Source organism: Gammaproteobacteria bacterium (assembly GCA_013214945.1).
In the GTDB taxonomy this organism is placed as follows: domain Bacteria; phylum Pseudomonadota; class Gammaproteobacteria; order Enterobacterales; family Psychrobiaceae; genus Psychrobium.
The window spans coordinates 48,108-62,510 of the sequence record JABSRT010000016.1 but is presented as its reverse complement, the minus strand read 5'-3'; the positions used below and the strand labels follow the sequence as shown (position 1 = coordinate 62,510).

The following is a 14,403-nucleotide window of genomic DNA, read 5'->3' as shown; positions in this document are numbered from 1 at the left end:
GACACGTGTAGTGTTCAATTTATGAACTCATTGAGTTCATATCTCCAGAAGTAAAAAAATAATTAAACAACATTGAACCGGCCCTTCGGTTCACACTAGGAGAAAAAAATGAAAAAAGTTTCATCGCTATTATTAGCAAGCGCACTAACACTAGGTGCTGTAGCACCAACTTTTGCAGCCGAAGCCGAAGCTGATATGCGTTTTGTTATGGTTTCACATATTGGCTCAAACGATGCCAACATGAAGTGGCTAACCTTGTCGCTCGAAGAATTCGAAATACGCTACCCCAACGTAAAAACAGAATATGTCTCAACCAATGAATACAGTATTCAAAAGCATATCCAGTTGTTAGAGCAGGTCATTGCAACAAAACCAGACGGCATCGCAGTACCGATTGTGAGCGCTCAAGCGATGGAACCCATCCTTAATAAAGCCATTGCCAGTGGTATTCCAGTAGTGGCATTCAATATTCCGGATAGTCGCCCTAAAGGGGAGCGGATCCCTTACCTCACTTATATCGGCGGTGACGAGTACAAAACTGGCTACGATTTAGGTCTGTACGCTATCGAGCAGGCGAATACTGGTGCAATTCCAAAACCGACTAAAGTGATGTGTGCAATTCACGATGCCGCACATAATGGTTTAAAAGCACGCTGCAAAGGAATGGCTGACGCAATGAAAGCTCAAGGCGTTGAGGTTGATAATCTCTTTATCGGTGCAGAACCGGCCAAAGCCCGTAACGCAATGCAGGCGTACCTAACTCGTAATACAGACACCAATTACATTTTCACTGTTGCGTCTTGGTCTTCACCTTGGGCTTACGGTGTTGCCGACGATATGGGCTTGAGCCCAGATGTTGATAACAAAGGCGTTACCATCATTACTGTCGATGCTAGCCCAGTCGCACTCGAAGGTATCCGTACTGGTAAATTGCTAGCAACGAATAGCCAAGGTTTTTGGCTGCAAGGTTTCGCACCAATGGAATGGTTGTACTGGAATAAAACCCGCGGTTTATCACCATCTTCTGACATTCTAACCGGTCCTATTGTGGTTAAGAAAAGCAATATCGATAGCTGGGTATCACAAGTTAAGAATATTTTTGGTGAAGAATATGAAAAGCAGAATATCTGGTAAAACCTGCTAACCCTTTCGTTGGGCTGTCATTGTAGCCCTCACATCCGTATACACCTCTATTTGTTTATCTCTTCCTGCCCAATGCTTATTTACTGGGCAGGCTTTTTATCAAGGAAATTTCTATGTTATCAGTTGCCTTAATTGGCGCGGGCCGGATCGGGCAGATCCATGCTTGCAACATTGCATCACACCCACAAAGCCGCTTGCGTTATGTAGCAGATATTAATCACGATGCTGCAACACAGCTGGCCGCAAAATACGGTGCCAAGGTCGTTAGTGTTGAAGAGCTTATCGCTGATGCCGAGGTAGATGTTGTCGTGGTTGCTTCAGCAACCGATACCCACGCTAATCTTAGTGAACAAGCTATTTTGGCTGGTAAGGCTGTTTTTTGTGAAAAACCAATCGATTTAAGTATTGAGCGAGTTCGCCAATGTGTTGAAGTGGTAAAAGAAACGGGCGGCAAACTGATGGTTGGGTTTAATCGTCGTTTCGATCCTAACTTTGCTCATTTACAGCAGAGCTTAGTGGCCGGAGAAATTGGTGAACTTGAATTGCTGACGATTAATTCTCGCGATCCAGGCGCCCTGCCCATTGAATATCTAAAAGTTTCAGGTGGCATGTTTAGAGATATGACCATTCATGACTTTGATATGGCACGTTGGTTGTTAGGTGAAGAGCCGGTTTCGGTGCATGCGACGGCAGCAAGCCTAACGGATCCAGAAATTAAGAAACTGGGCGATATCGATACCGCCATTGTCAGTCTGCAATGTGCCAGCGGCAAAATGGCGGTCATCACTAACAGTCGCCGCGCGGCATATGGCTACGACCAGCGCATCGAAGTACACGGCAGTAAAGGCATGCTTAGTGTCGCTAATGTGGTCGAAAGCTCGTTAGTTAAATCAACTGTCGATGGCGTGATGTCACAAAAACCATTGCATTTCTTCCTCGAGCGCTACGCCGATTCTTATCGCATTGAATGGGCCCACTTCGTTGACGCAATTAACGGCACGGTAGCACTTAATCCAAGTGTGCAAGATGGCGAACGAGCGCTGCTATTAGCAGAAGCCGCTGTGAAGTCATTAGAAAGTGGCCAGCCAGTTACGTTGAACTGGTAATGATCCATAGGAGTATGCAATGAAAATAGGATTAGTAAGCGATAGTCTCAGCCATTTATGTTTCGATGAGTTACTCAAGACATCGGCAGAATTAGGTCTTGATTATCTTGAGTTCGCAACTGGTAATTGGTCTGGCGCGCCTCATATAAATCTTGATGATCTGCTGGACAACCCAGCGCGGATGCGAGAGTTTCAAGCCAAGATTAAAGATCACGGTTTGGCTATTTCAGCCCTCAACGCCAACGGCAATCAGCTGCACCCAGCGCCAAGCGGTCAAGCTGAAGCAAACGTGGTCGATAAAACAATTGAATTAGCTTCACGCATGGATATCGAACGAGTCAACTTAATGTCTGGCTTGCCGGGGGCTCCGGGCGATCTTCATCCCAATTGGATTATTAGTGCTTGGCCGCCTGAAACTGGCCAGATTTTACAGTGGCAATGGGAGGAAAAAGTGATCCCTTACTGGCAGCAATTAGTTAAAACGGCTAATGGCCGTGGCATCAGTAAACTTTGCTTGGAAATGCACGGTGGTCAAGTGGTGTATAACGCCCAAAGTTTCAAACGCCTGCGCGGCGAAGTGGGGAAAACTGTCGGCCTTAATTTTGACCCTAGCCATTTATTATGGATGGGTGCTGATCCGCTAGCGGTGATCCGTGAGCTAGGTGACTGTATCTATCATGTCCATGCCAAAGATACCTGGATTAACCCGCAAGCTTGCGCCCAAAACTCGCGTCTTGAAACTTTAAACCACAGTCAAGTTTCCGAGCGTAGCTGGTCTTATGTAACCTTAGGTTATGGTCAAAGCGAACTATGGTGGCGCCAGTTCTGTTATGAACTTCGACTTGCCGGATATGACGACGTGCTTAGTATTGAGCATGAAGATATGAATCTATCTCGTTATGAAGGCGTCAAGAAGTCGGTAGAACTGCTGCAACGTTGTATGCCTTCTGAAGTGTCGGATTACGAATTACCACCGATTTAATCAGCACGGCTGCAGGACTGTGCAGCCATAACGTTAATCATATAATTTTCGGTTAGGTAGCAATTTTCGGTTAATACGATGGTTAGTCACCGACTAGCCTTGATTTCGCCAATCTCTGTTACTGATACCGGTAATTCTCATAACCATGTAGTGAGGAATAGGTATGAATTACCTTAGTAAGTTTTTAAAAAAACGGCCCGACGCCGGCGCGATTATCGGTGTTTTCACCATCTATATTATATTCGCTGTCATTGATCCCGCGGGCTGGTTAAGTGGTTTTACTCAGAAAAGCATTCTGCATTTTGCGGCTATTCTAGGGTTACTCGCTATTGGTCAGGCACTCGTGATGATGACCCGTGAAATCGACCTTTCGGTTGGCTCAATTTACGGCCTGACCGGTATTTCTTTTATCATGTTAGTGCCTTTTGTTGGCGTTACTCTGGCGGTCATTTTATCGCTCGTTCTAGCGACGTTAGCAGGCTTACTTAATGCCTTGTTTGTGGTGCGGTTTAATCTTTCATCGATGATCGTCACCGTGGGCACATTGTTTTTCTGGCGTGGGGTGATCTATGTGCAATCGGGCGGTAGTGTTAGCACGTTGCCTCGCGAGTCACGCGACCATTGGCTGGTCGAAACGATGGGCGGCAACTGGTTTGGCGTTGAAAACGCCGTGATCTGGTGTTTATTACTGACCGTAGTATTTAGCATTGTGATGAACCGTACCCGCTTCGGTAATCATTTGATGGCGGTCGGTGGCGACCCTGCTAGTGCACTCTCACGAGGAATTCGGGTCGGCAAAGTAAAAACCTTTGCTTACGTATTAAGTGCGGTATTGGCTGGATTAAGTGCCATTTTAACCCTCGCAGATCAACCTCAAACTCACGTCACGCTTGGCCAAGAACAAGAGCTAGAAGCTATTGCGGCAGCGGTTATCGGCGGCACGTTATTGACCGGTGGTCGAGGCTCTATTTTAGGCGCATTGCTCGGTGCCTTGCTAATAACGGCGGTGCGTTACGAGTTAATTGCTCTAGGTGCGCCAACCTCTTGGTTTATTACCTTCGTCGGTATTTTACTCATTTGTTCGGTGATTTTTAATACTTACATATCTAAACGTTTTGCTAGCGCAAGCTGATTAATAATCTTAAATAATAATAAAAGGTAAATATCATGTCCAATACGCCCTTAGTTAAAATGAATAATATCAGCCTTAAGTTTGGCGCATTTGAAGCATTAAAAAATGTCAGTGTCGAGTTTAATTCCGGCGAGTTAATCGGCCTAGTTGGTGACAACGGTGCCGGTAAAACTACCTTAATCCGCGTTTTATGCGGGATCCACGAACCGACTTCTGGTGAAGTGTTGCTCAGTGGCAAAAAAGTAGAAGAGTTTCACCCTAAAATAGCGATAGACTTTGGCATCGAGACGATTCAACAGTCAGTAGGCCTTTGTGGCAACCTGTCGATTGCCCGTAACTACTACCTTGGCTGCGAGCCAGTTAAAAAAATCTGTGGCATTTCATTTCTTGATTTTGACGCGATGCGCGATGCCAGCAGCAAGGTTATTCGCAGCTTTGGCTTGCGTGAAAATGTCGGTCCCGACGATGAAGTTGCCATGCTTTCAGGTGGTGAACAACAGTCAATTAAAATTGGCCGTGCAGTTGAGGCGCAGCATCGGGTGGTGATCATGGATGAACCAACCAACCACCTCTCTGTTCGCGAAAGAGAACACGTTAACGAACTTGCTAAGCAATTAAAGGAACAAGGCGTGTTGGTTATCTATATTACTCACGATATCTTTCAGGTACACCGCTTGTGTGATCGCATTGTCATTATGGAAAATGGTGAAAAAGTTATCGACGTACGCAAAGACGAAATGACCGCCGACGAGCTTGAAGAAGTCATTCGCCAAGGTGGCCGCAAGGTTGAGGATGGTTTAAATGTGGTGGGAGGTAACTAATGAATAGCCAAGCAATTCATTTCTTTCGCAGTAAGCCAGAATCTGGCTCATTGATAATCGCAGTACTAATGGCGGCTTTTTTTGCGATTAGTTCCGGTGGTGTGTGGTTAAACCTAGGCAATATTCAGTCGATTTTGCAAGTTACCGCCATCTTATCGATCATGGCCTTTGGTCAAGCCTTTGTCGTCACCATCGGTGAAATAGATATTTCGGTCGGTTCAGTATTTGGTTTCAGCGCATTGGTCTACCTGGGGCTGGCTGATAGTATTGGGGTTGGTTTTGCTATTCCGCTAGCGCTACTGGCCGCGATGACAATTGGTTTTATTAATGGCCAATTGGTTAATCGTTTCCACATTCCATCGCTTATCGCTACCCTTGGTTTATTATTTATCTTCAGAGGCATAGCCTATGCACTGACCGATAATAATACCTTTGCTGCCAACCGTGAAATTCGTGACGAAACGCTGTTTCATATCTTTGGTGGAGGTCACTTTATGGGCCTAAATACCGCTGTTTGGTGGGTATTGGCCATCTTGATAATATTGCATATCACCTTATTTTATACCCCGTTCGGTAATCGTCTGTTGGCGACTGGTGGTCACCAAGACACCGCGCACTCTCGTGGGATCAGAACCAAAGGATTAAAGATTAAGGCTTTTGTTATCTGTTCGATGTTGGCTGGTTTTGCGGGTATTTTAGAAGCTAATCATATCGGTTTTGCCGATGGCAGTTTTGGTCGCCTGATGGAACTCGAAGCCATAGCTGCGACCGTGTTAGGCGGCTGTTTGTTGGCAGGAGGCCGTAGTTCAATTATTGGGACGTTATGCGGGGCTTTCATTTTGTCGAGCATTCAAAGTTACCTGGTTGTCATGGGCATTCAACCGCAGTGGTTTATGTTGCTACTCGGTGGCATTGTGGTGTTTGCCTCGCTGTCTAATAACTGGCTAAGTAACCTAGTTAAGCACTAATAATTAAGCCATTACGATTAATGGCCAACAACATTAACCTATTGCCATAAACAAAAGGGCCATCGAAATAAGATTTCGATGGCCCTTTTTTAATTTTAAACTGCTAATTTAGTCGATGATATATGGCGTTGAATAGCCTTAACAAGACTAGCTATAACAAAAATATGATGGTTTAAGGTCGCGAATTAGGCGCGATAACCTTTATCACTTTACCTAACACTTGGGATGCTGAAATCGGCCCCATTTGTGCCATAGTGACACTGCTAGGATCCAAGCCCTGCAACCAAATGCAGCCATCGTTATCAATGGCCGCGACAGATTTTATTATTTCACCATATTGGGGGTGCTTGACCTTAATAATATTACCGCGTTTAAGCGCTAATATTTTTAACCAAGGCATCACTAACACATAGCTGTCTTGCGGTATTTGCGGTGACATACTACGGCCAATAACCTTGCTAAAGTGCAAGCCGAACACATTAGGCGCCCAGTTTCGGGTAAACCACGGTTTGTGCCGGAGGGTATGGACAAGTCGCAGTAAACGTCGCCACACCTTTTGACTGCCAAAAGATATCAGCAAAGCGATTAACCTTGTCTAATAAATCCAAGGTCACGGCTTTATCTATTTCTTGCTTTGCTTTCGATGCCGTCAGCATGATGCTGTGCACTAAAGTATGTAGCTCAGGGAATTGATCAAGCTGTGGTTGCTTAATGTAGTCGCCCCAAATAACACAGATTTCAGCTTTGGCTTTTAAACCATGCTCTTCTTTTTGCGCGACTAAACGTGAAAATTGCGCTTGCTCGTTGGCTGTTAATGATGATTTTTGGTTTAACTCTTCCAATAAATCGACCATTCGGATCATTGTTAGTACCGCAATTTGAGCAGCACTTGGATCGTATATCTTACAAGGAATATCACAATGAGCCGATACCGTCGAAAACTTGAATGTTTTATCTAAATTTGAAACTAACTTATGGAACATACTAAATACCTTCTTTAAATTCTTATTTTTTGCTGTTGTCAGTTGATTTACCCAAATAGCGATAAGCTAACAAGCCACCGGCTAACAACACAGGCGCTAGCCATAATAAATGCACTAAGCCCGAATCAGCCGCGAGATGGTCGTGCCCAGTATGCGCCAACAAAGTCGGTGCAAACAACAAGCCAGTAAGCGCGATAACATGCTTAGAGTTAACTAATTTTTTCATCTAAATATTCCTTACTTTTTCATTCTATATTTTAAAGTAATGCACTAATGCATCGTTGGCTGTGTCAGTCGCATCAACGCTTGAGCTTGAGGTAGCGCCTCTTGGCAGCTAACACAGTTGGGGTATTTTTTACTTAACGCCACTATGGGTGAAAAAGTAATGTTTAATCCGCGTAACACCAATAATTGCGCCGAAGAGCAAAGTTGTTGCGCTTGTGATCGATCAATGAGTCGTTGGTGTGGCTGCATAAGATAGCTCATCGCTAAGCGCGATTTTCCTTGAGCTTCATATAAAGCAGACAGATTATGCAAGCCGCTAATCCAGGCCATTAACAAATTAAAGTTTTGCTTATCTTGTGAGCATAAAACATCTAAGCACTCGACCGCTTGCTGATAACAATCATGAGCCTGCGTCCATTGCTTATTATCAAAATTATCATTGCCATTGATTAACAGCGTTTGCCAAATTTCCACTTACACCACGCGAGAAATAAAAACGATTATCATTTATATTTAGATTTAAGTCAAAAGTAAAGTACTTATTTAATACTGTTATTTATCGCTGTTATTTTTCTCCTGATAAAGCCGATTTTAATTAAAACGCTTCTGGAGATTATATTTACTGAAAAATTACGCTAATATTTCTATACTCACTGTAGATTTGAGTAAAGCACCTAAGATCAAGCTAACGACAATTTCATTATCTAAACTTTTTATCTTTATCAACAAAACCAATAAAAAAAGGTATAAATTGATGCGATTAATATGTTTGATGGCGTTGATGTTTTTTATCTACCCGGTATCAGCACAAAAAAACACGCCAACATCCGTTGAACCAACGATCAAAATTTCAATGTTTAAGAATTTAGTGCCTTATAGTTTTGTCGATGATAGCGGCAAGGCTCAAGGTTTTTTGGTTGATTACTGGCGGTTATGGGCTAGAAAAGTTAACCGAAACATTGAATTCATTCCGCTATCATTTTCAGAATCAACGGCAGCATTTAGGCAAAACAAGGTTCAGATGCATGCGGGTTTATTCAAACGTGAAACTTCTCTGGGCTCAGTGAACTTGCTCGCCCCTTTTTATACAACAACGGCCCATATCTACGTAAGAAAAAACGATCAAGACAAAATTGACCAAATTAGTGACTTAAAAGGTAAAAAAATTGGCGTCTTGGGTGGGGGATCGTACGACAGTTATATTCAATTACACTTTCCACTGATTAAAATAAAACGCTTTCAAGAGTTGAGTTCACTCATAAAAGCGATGGACGATCAGGTGATAGATGCGTTTATTAACGAGTCGGTTCACACTTGGTTTAAGATGATTAAAAACTTAAATTATCATCAATATGAAAAAATATCCGACTTTTACTTAACCAAAAAAATTCATGCTGTCGTCGCCAAAGACGATCTAGCGCTGCAATCGCTGGTAAAAATAGGGATGGCACTGATTTCTGTCAATGAAGTCACTGAACTTGAAAACACCTGGATTGTTAATGAAGATCTGAGAACGTCGACTTTAAGTAAAAGCGAACGCCGCTGGTTGAAAAACAATCCTAATGTCGCAATTGCCAGCTCGTTTAATTGGTATCCTTTTATATTTATTAGCCCAAATGGTACACCAGCTGGTTACAATGTTGATTTGTTGGCATTAATTAATAAAAACTTGGGTACCCACTTTCAACTCAAACGTTATAAACTTTGGCAGGAAGGCCTCAATGACCTAATCGACGGGCAAGTTGGTGGCATTTTTTCATTGTCTTGGACCAAGCAACGGGCCATAAGTTTAAACTATTCTCCGCCGTACTTTTTTGACCCCCATAAAATCATTACCAAAGCCGACAACCAACAAGTTAAACACTTTGACGATCTTAAAGACCTAACCATTGCGGTCATTAAAGAATACGCAATGGTTGAGCTATTGAAAACTCAGCTGCCCGACGCCAAACTGGTTTATGTAAAAGACGCAGAACAAGCTTTTGTGGCGATGATTAAAAACGAGGCAGATGTCACTTTCCTTGGTGCGTCTAAACCGCAACTTTTGGCGCAGTATAATTTAAAAATTGCCGGCTCGTTTTTTTCGAAATTTGGACAATATGCGATTGGGAGCTCGAAACAACACCCAGAACTCAGTGCAATTTTAGCCAAAGGCATAAATTCAATCACCCCACAACAACATCAGCAGCTATTAAAAAAATGGCATAACAAGTCAACGACTAACGATTCATTATTCACTACGGCCGAATTACAATATATTAAAGAGAACCCCATAGTAAATGTCGGTACAGAAGTATGGCAACCGATAATTTTTAGCGACGGCAAGGAGATTTATGGCATTATCGGCGATTACCTACAGCAAATCACCAAAATTTCTGGACTAACGTTTAAGCCAATCATTAAACCTTGGGCGCAATTATTAACAGATTTTGAACAGCAACAAGTCGATTTATTACCTGCGACCTACTTCGTTGATACTCGCAACAAAATAGGTCTATATGGCGATTCATTTTTAAATGTGAATTCAGCTATCTATACGTTAAATAGCAATAAATTAATCAATTCATTTACCGACTTACACGGAAAAAAATTAGCGATAGTCGCTGGTGATGCGACAGCCACTTTTGTCAAAGAAAAATATTCTGATATTCATATCGTACCAGCCGCTGACGTCTCAGCCTCCATTACATTATTACTTAATGGCAAGGTTGATGCGATCTTTAGTGCCGAAGTTATCACCTCTTATATTTTAAAAAACTCTGCTATCAATAATATTAAATTAATAAAACAAAATGATATTCATGCTCGCGGTTTATATTTTTGGTCACAAAAAAACAAACCATTATTACAATCAATTTTAAATAAATCGATGAAAAGCATCCCGCAGAAATTCAAAAACCAAGCGGTCGAACGCTGGATTGGCCGCAGCGAGCATAAAAAATCGATCAGACTGGCACTTGGGCTCGGCCGCGAACCTTTCACCCTCAACAAGAGCCACTTAAAAGGCATTGAATTTGATCTGTTAAAACGAATTTTTGATGAACAATCGATCACAATATCCGAGAGCAAAAATTTACCCTTGGCGATGCTAGGCCAGGCATTAAAAAATGACCCGCAACTTGACGCGGTAGTGACAGTCAAAAAACGCCAAGATGGTTATTTTTATTCAGATGACTTTATCCAATTTAACAACGTGGTGGTATCACTGGCGAGCAGTCACTTTAAATTTGAAAAATTAAATGACTTAGCAAATAAAAAGGTAATGGCATTTACTGGCGCCTTTCAACATTTAGGGTCTGACTATATGACCGTATTTTCGGCCAGTAATACTCAAGGCCTTTATCAAGAAATCACTAATCAAGAGCAACAAATCAATGCCTTAATTTCTGGTGAAGTCGATGCCATTATTATCGACAAAACCATCTTGCGTTGGCTAACGGTCGAACGTGGTTACACCACGCTCGACGCCTTTCAAGTAGATGACTTACTAACTTATAATACCAATGAATTTCAGGTTGCCTTTCGTAACCGTGAATTAAGAAACACCTTTAATAGTGGTTTAGCCAATTTAAAACAATCAGGCGAATACCAACATATTATCGATGATTATTCACACGGAGTCGTCACACCCAAATTAGCACTTACGTCACTTACTTCCTCCTTGCTCGCCCCTTTTGTTTATAAAGAAGACCACAAGGCAATCGGGCAAATAACGCATAAATTGGGTTTATTGCCATACATTAATAAAATTGAAGTTTACGATAATGACGACGTTTTAATCCACCAAAGTTCCAATGATAAGTTTAACTATTACACCCAATTTGACAGCTTTGGTTTACTCGAGAATGTCACTAAAAAAGTTGGCTTTGTCCGAGTGTTTTTCAATGATAATCAAGTAAAAAAACAACTGACCAGATCAAATTTAATTCCTGATGTTGATATCTTCAAACAACACCCTAATCAGCAATATATTCATGATACCTATCAACGTTTTGGTTACTTAGAACAAAAAATTGAGTTTAATTTAAAAGAAAGAATCTACCTCAGTAAACCCCCCATTTTAAGCTATTCTGAAGTAACTTGGACGCCATTAGTGATTGTTGAAAATGGCCATTTTAGTGGCCTGACCGCCGATTACATGAATATTGTCGCCGAAAAAACTGGGATCAAGTTTGAATATAAAAAATATGATAAGTGGCGAGAAGTTGTCTCCGCGTTTAAAAATAATGAGATCGATTTCATTCCTGGTGTCTCTAACCTCGATGAATATAAAACGATGGGCCTGTTGTCTGACCAATACGCCTATTTTAACTTTGCTATTGTCATGGACGGCCAGTCGTCTTTCGTCAGTGACCGTGACGACCTAAAAGACATGCGAATCGCTATTCCCAAAGGTAATAGCTCTTATTATTACGTTAAACAACACTATCCCACGGCACAAATTATCGAGGCCAAAAGCATCAACGATGCACTAACCATGGTTCGCAATGGCAACGTTGACGCTTTTGTCGAGCATTTAGCCGTGGCAACCAATCAATTAGAAAACGATTTTAGCGATTTACGGATTGTTGGATTACTCGATTATGGCTTTTCGCACCGGATGTTAGTTAAACAGGGGGAACCGATACTTTTGAGTATTATCAATAAAGTGATTGCCGCTATTCCGCTTGCTCAGCACCAAGAAATTCATGACCGCTGGATTAAACGTGAAGTGAAAACCGCGGTTGATTATCGACTGCTGTATCAATTGATTGCGGGCTTTTTATTCATATTAGCTTTAATTTTTTTGGTGTTTAAAAAATTATCCACCGCGAAAAAAGAAGTCGAGCTTGCCCACCAAGAATTAGAGCAATCTTTTGATAATTTACAACAAGCTCAACAACATTTGGTTGAGTCAGAAAAAATGGCCAGTCTCGGTGCTTTAGTCGCCGGTATTGCCCATGAAATTAATACGCCAGTTGGTATTGGGCTAACCGCGATCACCAATTTTGTTGATATTACCCAATCATTAGATAAGAAATATCAACTTAAAAAAATGTCGCAGTCCGATTTTGAAACCTATTTAAAATCGAGCCTCGAATCGGCTCGTATTATTAATCGAAATTTGGAAAAAACGGCGGATTTGGTCCGAAGCTTTAAACAAATATCGGTTGATCAAAGCTCGGATGAGCAACGCTCATTTAACGTTAAAAGTTATATCGATGAAATTAGGCTGAGTATTTTCCATCTCACTAAAAAAACCAATCTGACGATAAAAGTCGAATGTGATGAAAGCCTGGAGATAACCAGTTACCCCGGCGCCTTATCGCAGATATTGTCGAACTTTTTGATTAATTCGACTATTCATGGCTACCCTAAGCAAGAAACGGGCATTATATTAATAAGAGTAGAAGTAATTAAACAAACGATAAAATTAACCTATAACGACGATGGTGCGGGTATTTCACCAGGAAACATCAGCAAAATATTTAATCCATTTTTTACCACCAATCGTGAAAGTGGCGGCAGTGGTTTGGGTTTAAATATTATCTATAACATTGTAACGAATCGACTCAATGGTAAAATTGAATGTGCCAGTGAATTAGGGCAATACACAACATTTGTGGTTAAGTTCAAACCGGAAAGTATCATTTCAAATAACGCACTCGACTAACCCAATGGCAACTGGCGCTGCAACGCAGCACCAGTTGCCATTGGTATTAAACTAAGTGCTGTGGTAAATCACTTACTTTGGCACAGCGAAGTTGTCCCATGAGCTGGGTTAGCTGTCTTTTGAGTATGTTAATTGTATGATCGCCACCTTGATCACCTAAAGCCGCTACCCCATAAACAAAGGCACGCCCTAAGAAAGTAAACTGGGCGCCACTCGCCATTGCACAGGCAATATCAGGACTAGATCGTAAACCACTGTCCATCATCACTGATATTTTATCGCCGTACCGTTCACTAATACGCTGTAAAGGGCGTACTGGAGCTTCACCAACGTCAAGCTGTCTTGCGCCGTGATTAGACACAACAACGCCATCAGCACCCAGTGCGATAGAACTGGCGACATCGGCTTCGCTGATCACGCCTTTAATGATTAAATTACCGTCCCACAGATCACGAATAACCTTAAGGCTTTCAGCATCTACCTTGCCCATCACGGTGTTGTTCATAAAATTTGCCAATTCACTGGTTGGCATATTTTTGTCCATATAGGGTTTTAGGGTAACCATTTCAGGTTTGCCTGCTAGGGCAGTATTTAACAACCAGCGTGGGCGTTGCAGCATTTGAATGATGTTGCTAATGGTCATTTGTGGTGGCATCGACAAACCATTTTTAATATCGTTATGGCGATAACCAAAGGTTGGCACATCAACCGTGATCATTAGGTTTTTATAACCTGCGGCTTTTAACCGCTTAATTAGGTCGACCCTAATATCGTCTTTGGTTGGATTGTATAATTGATACCAAGCTTGTCCTTGTGAAACCTCGGCGATGCGCTCAAGACTACTTGAAGATACTGTACTTAACACATAAGGAATGTTGGCCGCTAATGCCGCTTTGGCTAGAATTTCAGGGGCGTTAGGCCACATTAAACCCTGCAGTCCAATTGGGGCAATGCCAAAAGGTGCAGCGTAGGTATGACCCATAATCTCTGTTTCAAGCGAGATTTCACTAACCGATGACAAAAGATTACTGCGTAATTCAACTTCTCTGATTGCATTGGTATTTTTCGCTAAACCATATTCTTCATTGCTGCCACCTTCAAGGTAGTCAAAGGCAAACTTTGGTACTCGAGTTTTTGCTTTAGCGCGTAAATCGCTCACACCAGGATATTTTGAATTGATCTTAATAGTCATCGCTACACCACTTGTTTATTTAGTTATCACAGCATACATTTGAACTAAGATAATTATTAGTGTTAATTTAGAAATGAATTGATTCCAAACTAGGCTCTATCAAACAAGCACTATTAAACTCGGCGAGATAAAATTAAGTAACTAAGCAGTATCTTAACCTGCTAACTGTTGTTGATTTGGTGAGGTTTAACTTAGCTT

12 protein-coding genes are annotated in these 14,403 nt (G+C 41.9%); 7 read left to right on the top strand and 5 right to left on the bottom strand.

Translation table 11 applies throughout. The features are described from left to right. The first annotated feature begins 108 nt into the window (after window positions 1-108). The 6 genes from HRU23_13180 (at window position 109) to HRU23_13155 (ending at window position 6,152) form a co-directional block, all read left to right on the top strand. Window positions 109-1,134 carry a substrate-binding domain-containing protein gene (locus HRU23_13180; GenBank protein NRA55091.1) on the top strand — a complete coding sequence of 342 codons (1,026 nt, stop codon included), beginning with the start codon at window positions 109-111 and terminating at the stop codon, window positions 1,132-1,134. Window positions 1,135-1,256: 122 nt separating this feature from the next. Next, entirely contained in the window at window positions 1,257-2,249 is a 993-nt protein-coding gene (iolG, locus tag HRU23_13175) for an inositol 2-dehydrogenase (GenBank protein NRA55090.1), read from the top strand. Window positions 2,250-2,268: 19 nt separating this feature from the next. Next, complete coding sequence (locus tag HRU23_13170) at window positions 2,269-3,231, top strand: sugar phosphate isomerase/epimerase (protein NRA55089.1); 963 nt, start codon at window positions 2,269-2,271, stop codon at window positions 3,229-3,231. Window positions 3,232-3,394: 163 nt separating this feature from the next. Then, entirely contained in the window at window positions 3,395-4,363 is a 969-nt protein-coding gene (locus tag HRU23_13165; protein ID NRA55088.1) for an ABC transporter permease, read from the top strand. Window positions 4,364-4,398: 35 nt separating this feature from the next. Next, window positions 4,399-5,184, top strand: coding sequence for a sugar ABC transporter ATP-binding protein (locus tag HRU23_13160; GenBank protein ID NRA55087.1), 786 nt, complete (start codon window positions 4,399-4,401; stop codon window positions 5,182-5,184). Beyond that, a complete protein-coding gene (locus HRU23_13155) occupies window positions 5,184-6,152 on the top strand; it encodes an ABC transporter permease (GenBank protein ID NRA55086.1) in 969 nt (322 codons plus the stop codon). The genes HRU23_13160 and HRU23_13155 overlap by 1 nt, the downstream gene beginning before the upstream one ends. 172 nt (window positions 6,153-6,324) lie before the next feature. Here HRU23_13155 and sodX read toward each other — a convergent pair whose 3' ends face one another. The 4 genes from sodX to HRU23_13135 are packed head-to-tail and all read right to left on the bottom strand — an operon-like array spanning window position 6,325 to window position 7,834. Further along, window positions 6,325-6,630 (bottom strand): nickel-type superoxide dismutase maturation protease, encoded by a 306-nt coding sequence (sodX, locus tag HRU23_13150; protein ID NRA55085.1) that lies wholly within the window; start codon window positions 6,628-6,630, stop codon window positions 6,325-6,327. Between the two features lies 1 nt (window position 6,631). Further along, the gene (gene sodN, locus HRU23_13145; GenBank protein NRA55084.1) at window positions 6,632-7,135 is read right to left on the bottom strand and encodes a superoxide dismutase, Ni; all 504 of its coding nucleotides are present in this window, start codon (window positions 7,133-7,135) and stop codon (window positions 6,632-6,634) included. Between the two features lie 22 nt (window positions 7,136-7,157). Beyond that, window positions 7,158-7,361 (bottom strand): hypothetical protein, encoded by a 204-nt coding sequence (locus tag HRU23_13140; protein NRA55083.1) that lies wholly within the window; start codon window positions 7,359-7,361, stop codon window positions 7,158-7,160. 44 nt (window positions 7,362-7,405) lie between these two features. After that, window positions 7,406-7,834 (bottom strand): hypothetical protein, encoded by a 429-nt coding sequence (locus HRU23_13135; protein NRA55082.1) that lies wholly within the window; start codon window positions 7,832-7,834, stop codon window positions 7,406-7,408. Window positions 7,835-8,114: 280 nt separating this feature from the next. Between HRU23_13135 and HRU23_13130 the strand changes: the two genes are divergently transcribed. Next, on the top strand, window positions 8,115-13,013 hold the full coding sequence (locus HRU23_13130) for a transporter substrate-binding domain-containing protein (protein NRA55081.1): 4,899 nt from the start codon (window positions 8,115-8,117) through the stop codon (window positions 13,011-13,013). Between the two features lie 46 nt (window positions 13,014-13,059). On the opposite strand, the gene HRU23_13125 is transcribed toward HRU23_13130, so the two are convergent. Beyond that, entirely contained in the window at window positions 13,060-14,205 is a 1,146-nt protein-coding gene (locus HRU23_13125; protein ID NRA55080.1) for an alpha-hydroxy-acid oxidizing protein, read from the bottom strand. Window positions 14,206-14,403 lie beyond the last annotated feature (198 nt).

Bases quoted from the DNA above. Each gene is read 5' to 3' on its own strand.
- HRU23_13180 (NRA55091.1), top strand. From the start codon at position 109: ATGAAAAAAGTTTCATCGCTATTATTAGCAAGCGCACTAACACTAGGT.
- iolG (NRA55090.1), top strand. From the start codon at position 1,257: ATGTTATCAGTTGCCTTAATTGGCGCGGGCCGGATCGGGCAGATCCAT.
- HRU23_13170 (NRA55089.1), top strand. From the start codon at position 2,269: ATGAAAATAGGATTAGTAAGCGATAGTCTCAGCCATTTATGTTTCGAT.
- HRU23_13165 (NRA55088.1), top strand. From the start codon at position 3,395: ATGAATTACCTTAGTAAGTTTTTAAAAAAACGGCCCGACGCCGGCGCG.
- HRU23_13160 (NRA55087.1), top strand. From the start codon at position 4,399: ATGTCCAATACGCCCTTAGTTAAAATGAATAATATCAGCCTTAAGTTT.
- HRU23_13155 (NRA55086.1), top strand. From the start codon at position 5,184: ATGAATAGCCAAGCAATTCATTTCTTTCGCAGTAAGCCAGAATCTGGC.
- sodN (NRA55084.1), bottom strand. From the start codon at position 7,135: ATGTTCCATAAGTTAGTTTCAAATTTAGATAAAACATTCAAGTTTTCG.
- HRU23_13140 (NRA55083.1), bottom strand. From the start codon at position 7,361: ATGAAAAAATTAGTTAACTCTAAGCATGTTATCGCGCTTACTGGCTTG.
- HRU23_13130 (NRA55081.1), top strand. From the start codon at position 8,115: ATGCGATTAATATGTTTGATGGCGTTGATGTTTTTTATCTACCCGGTA.
- HRU23_13125 (NRA55080.1), bottom strand. From the start codon at position 14,205: ATGACTATTAAGATCAATTCAAAATATCCTGGTGTGAGCGATTTACGC.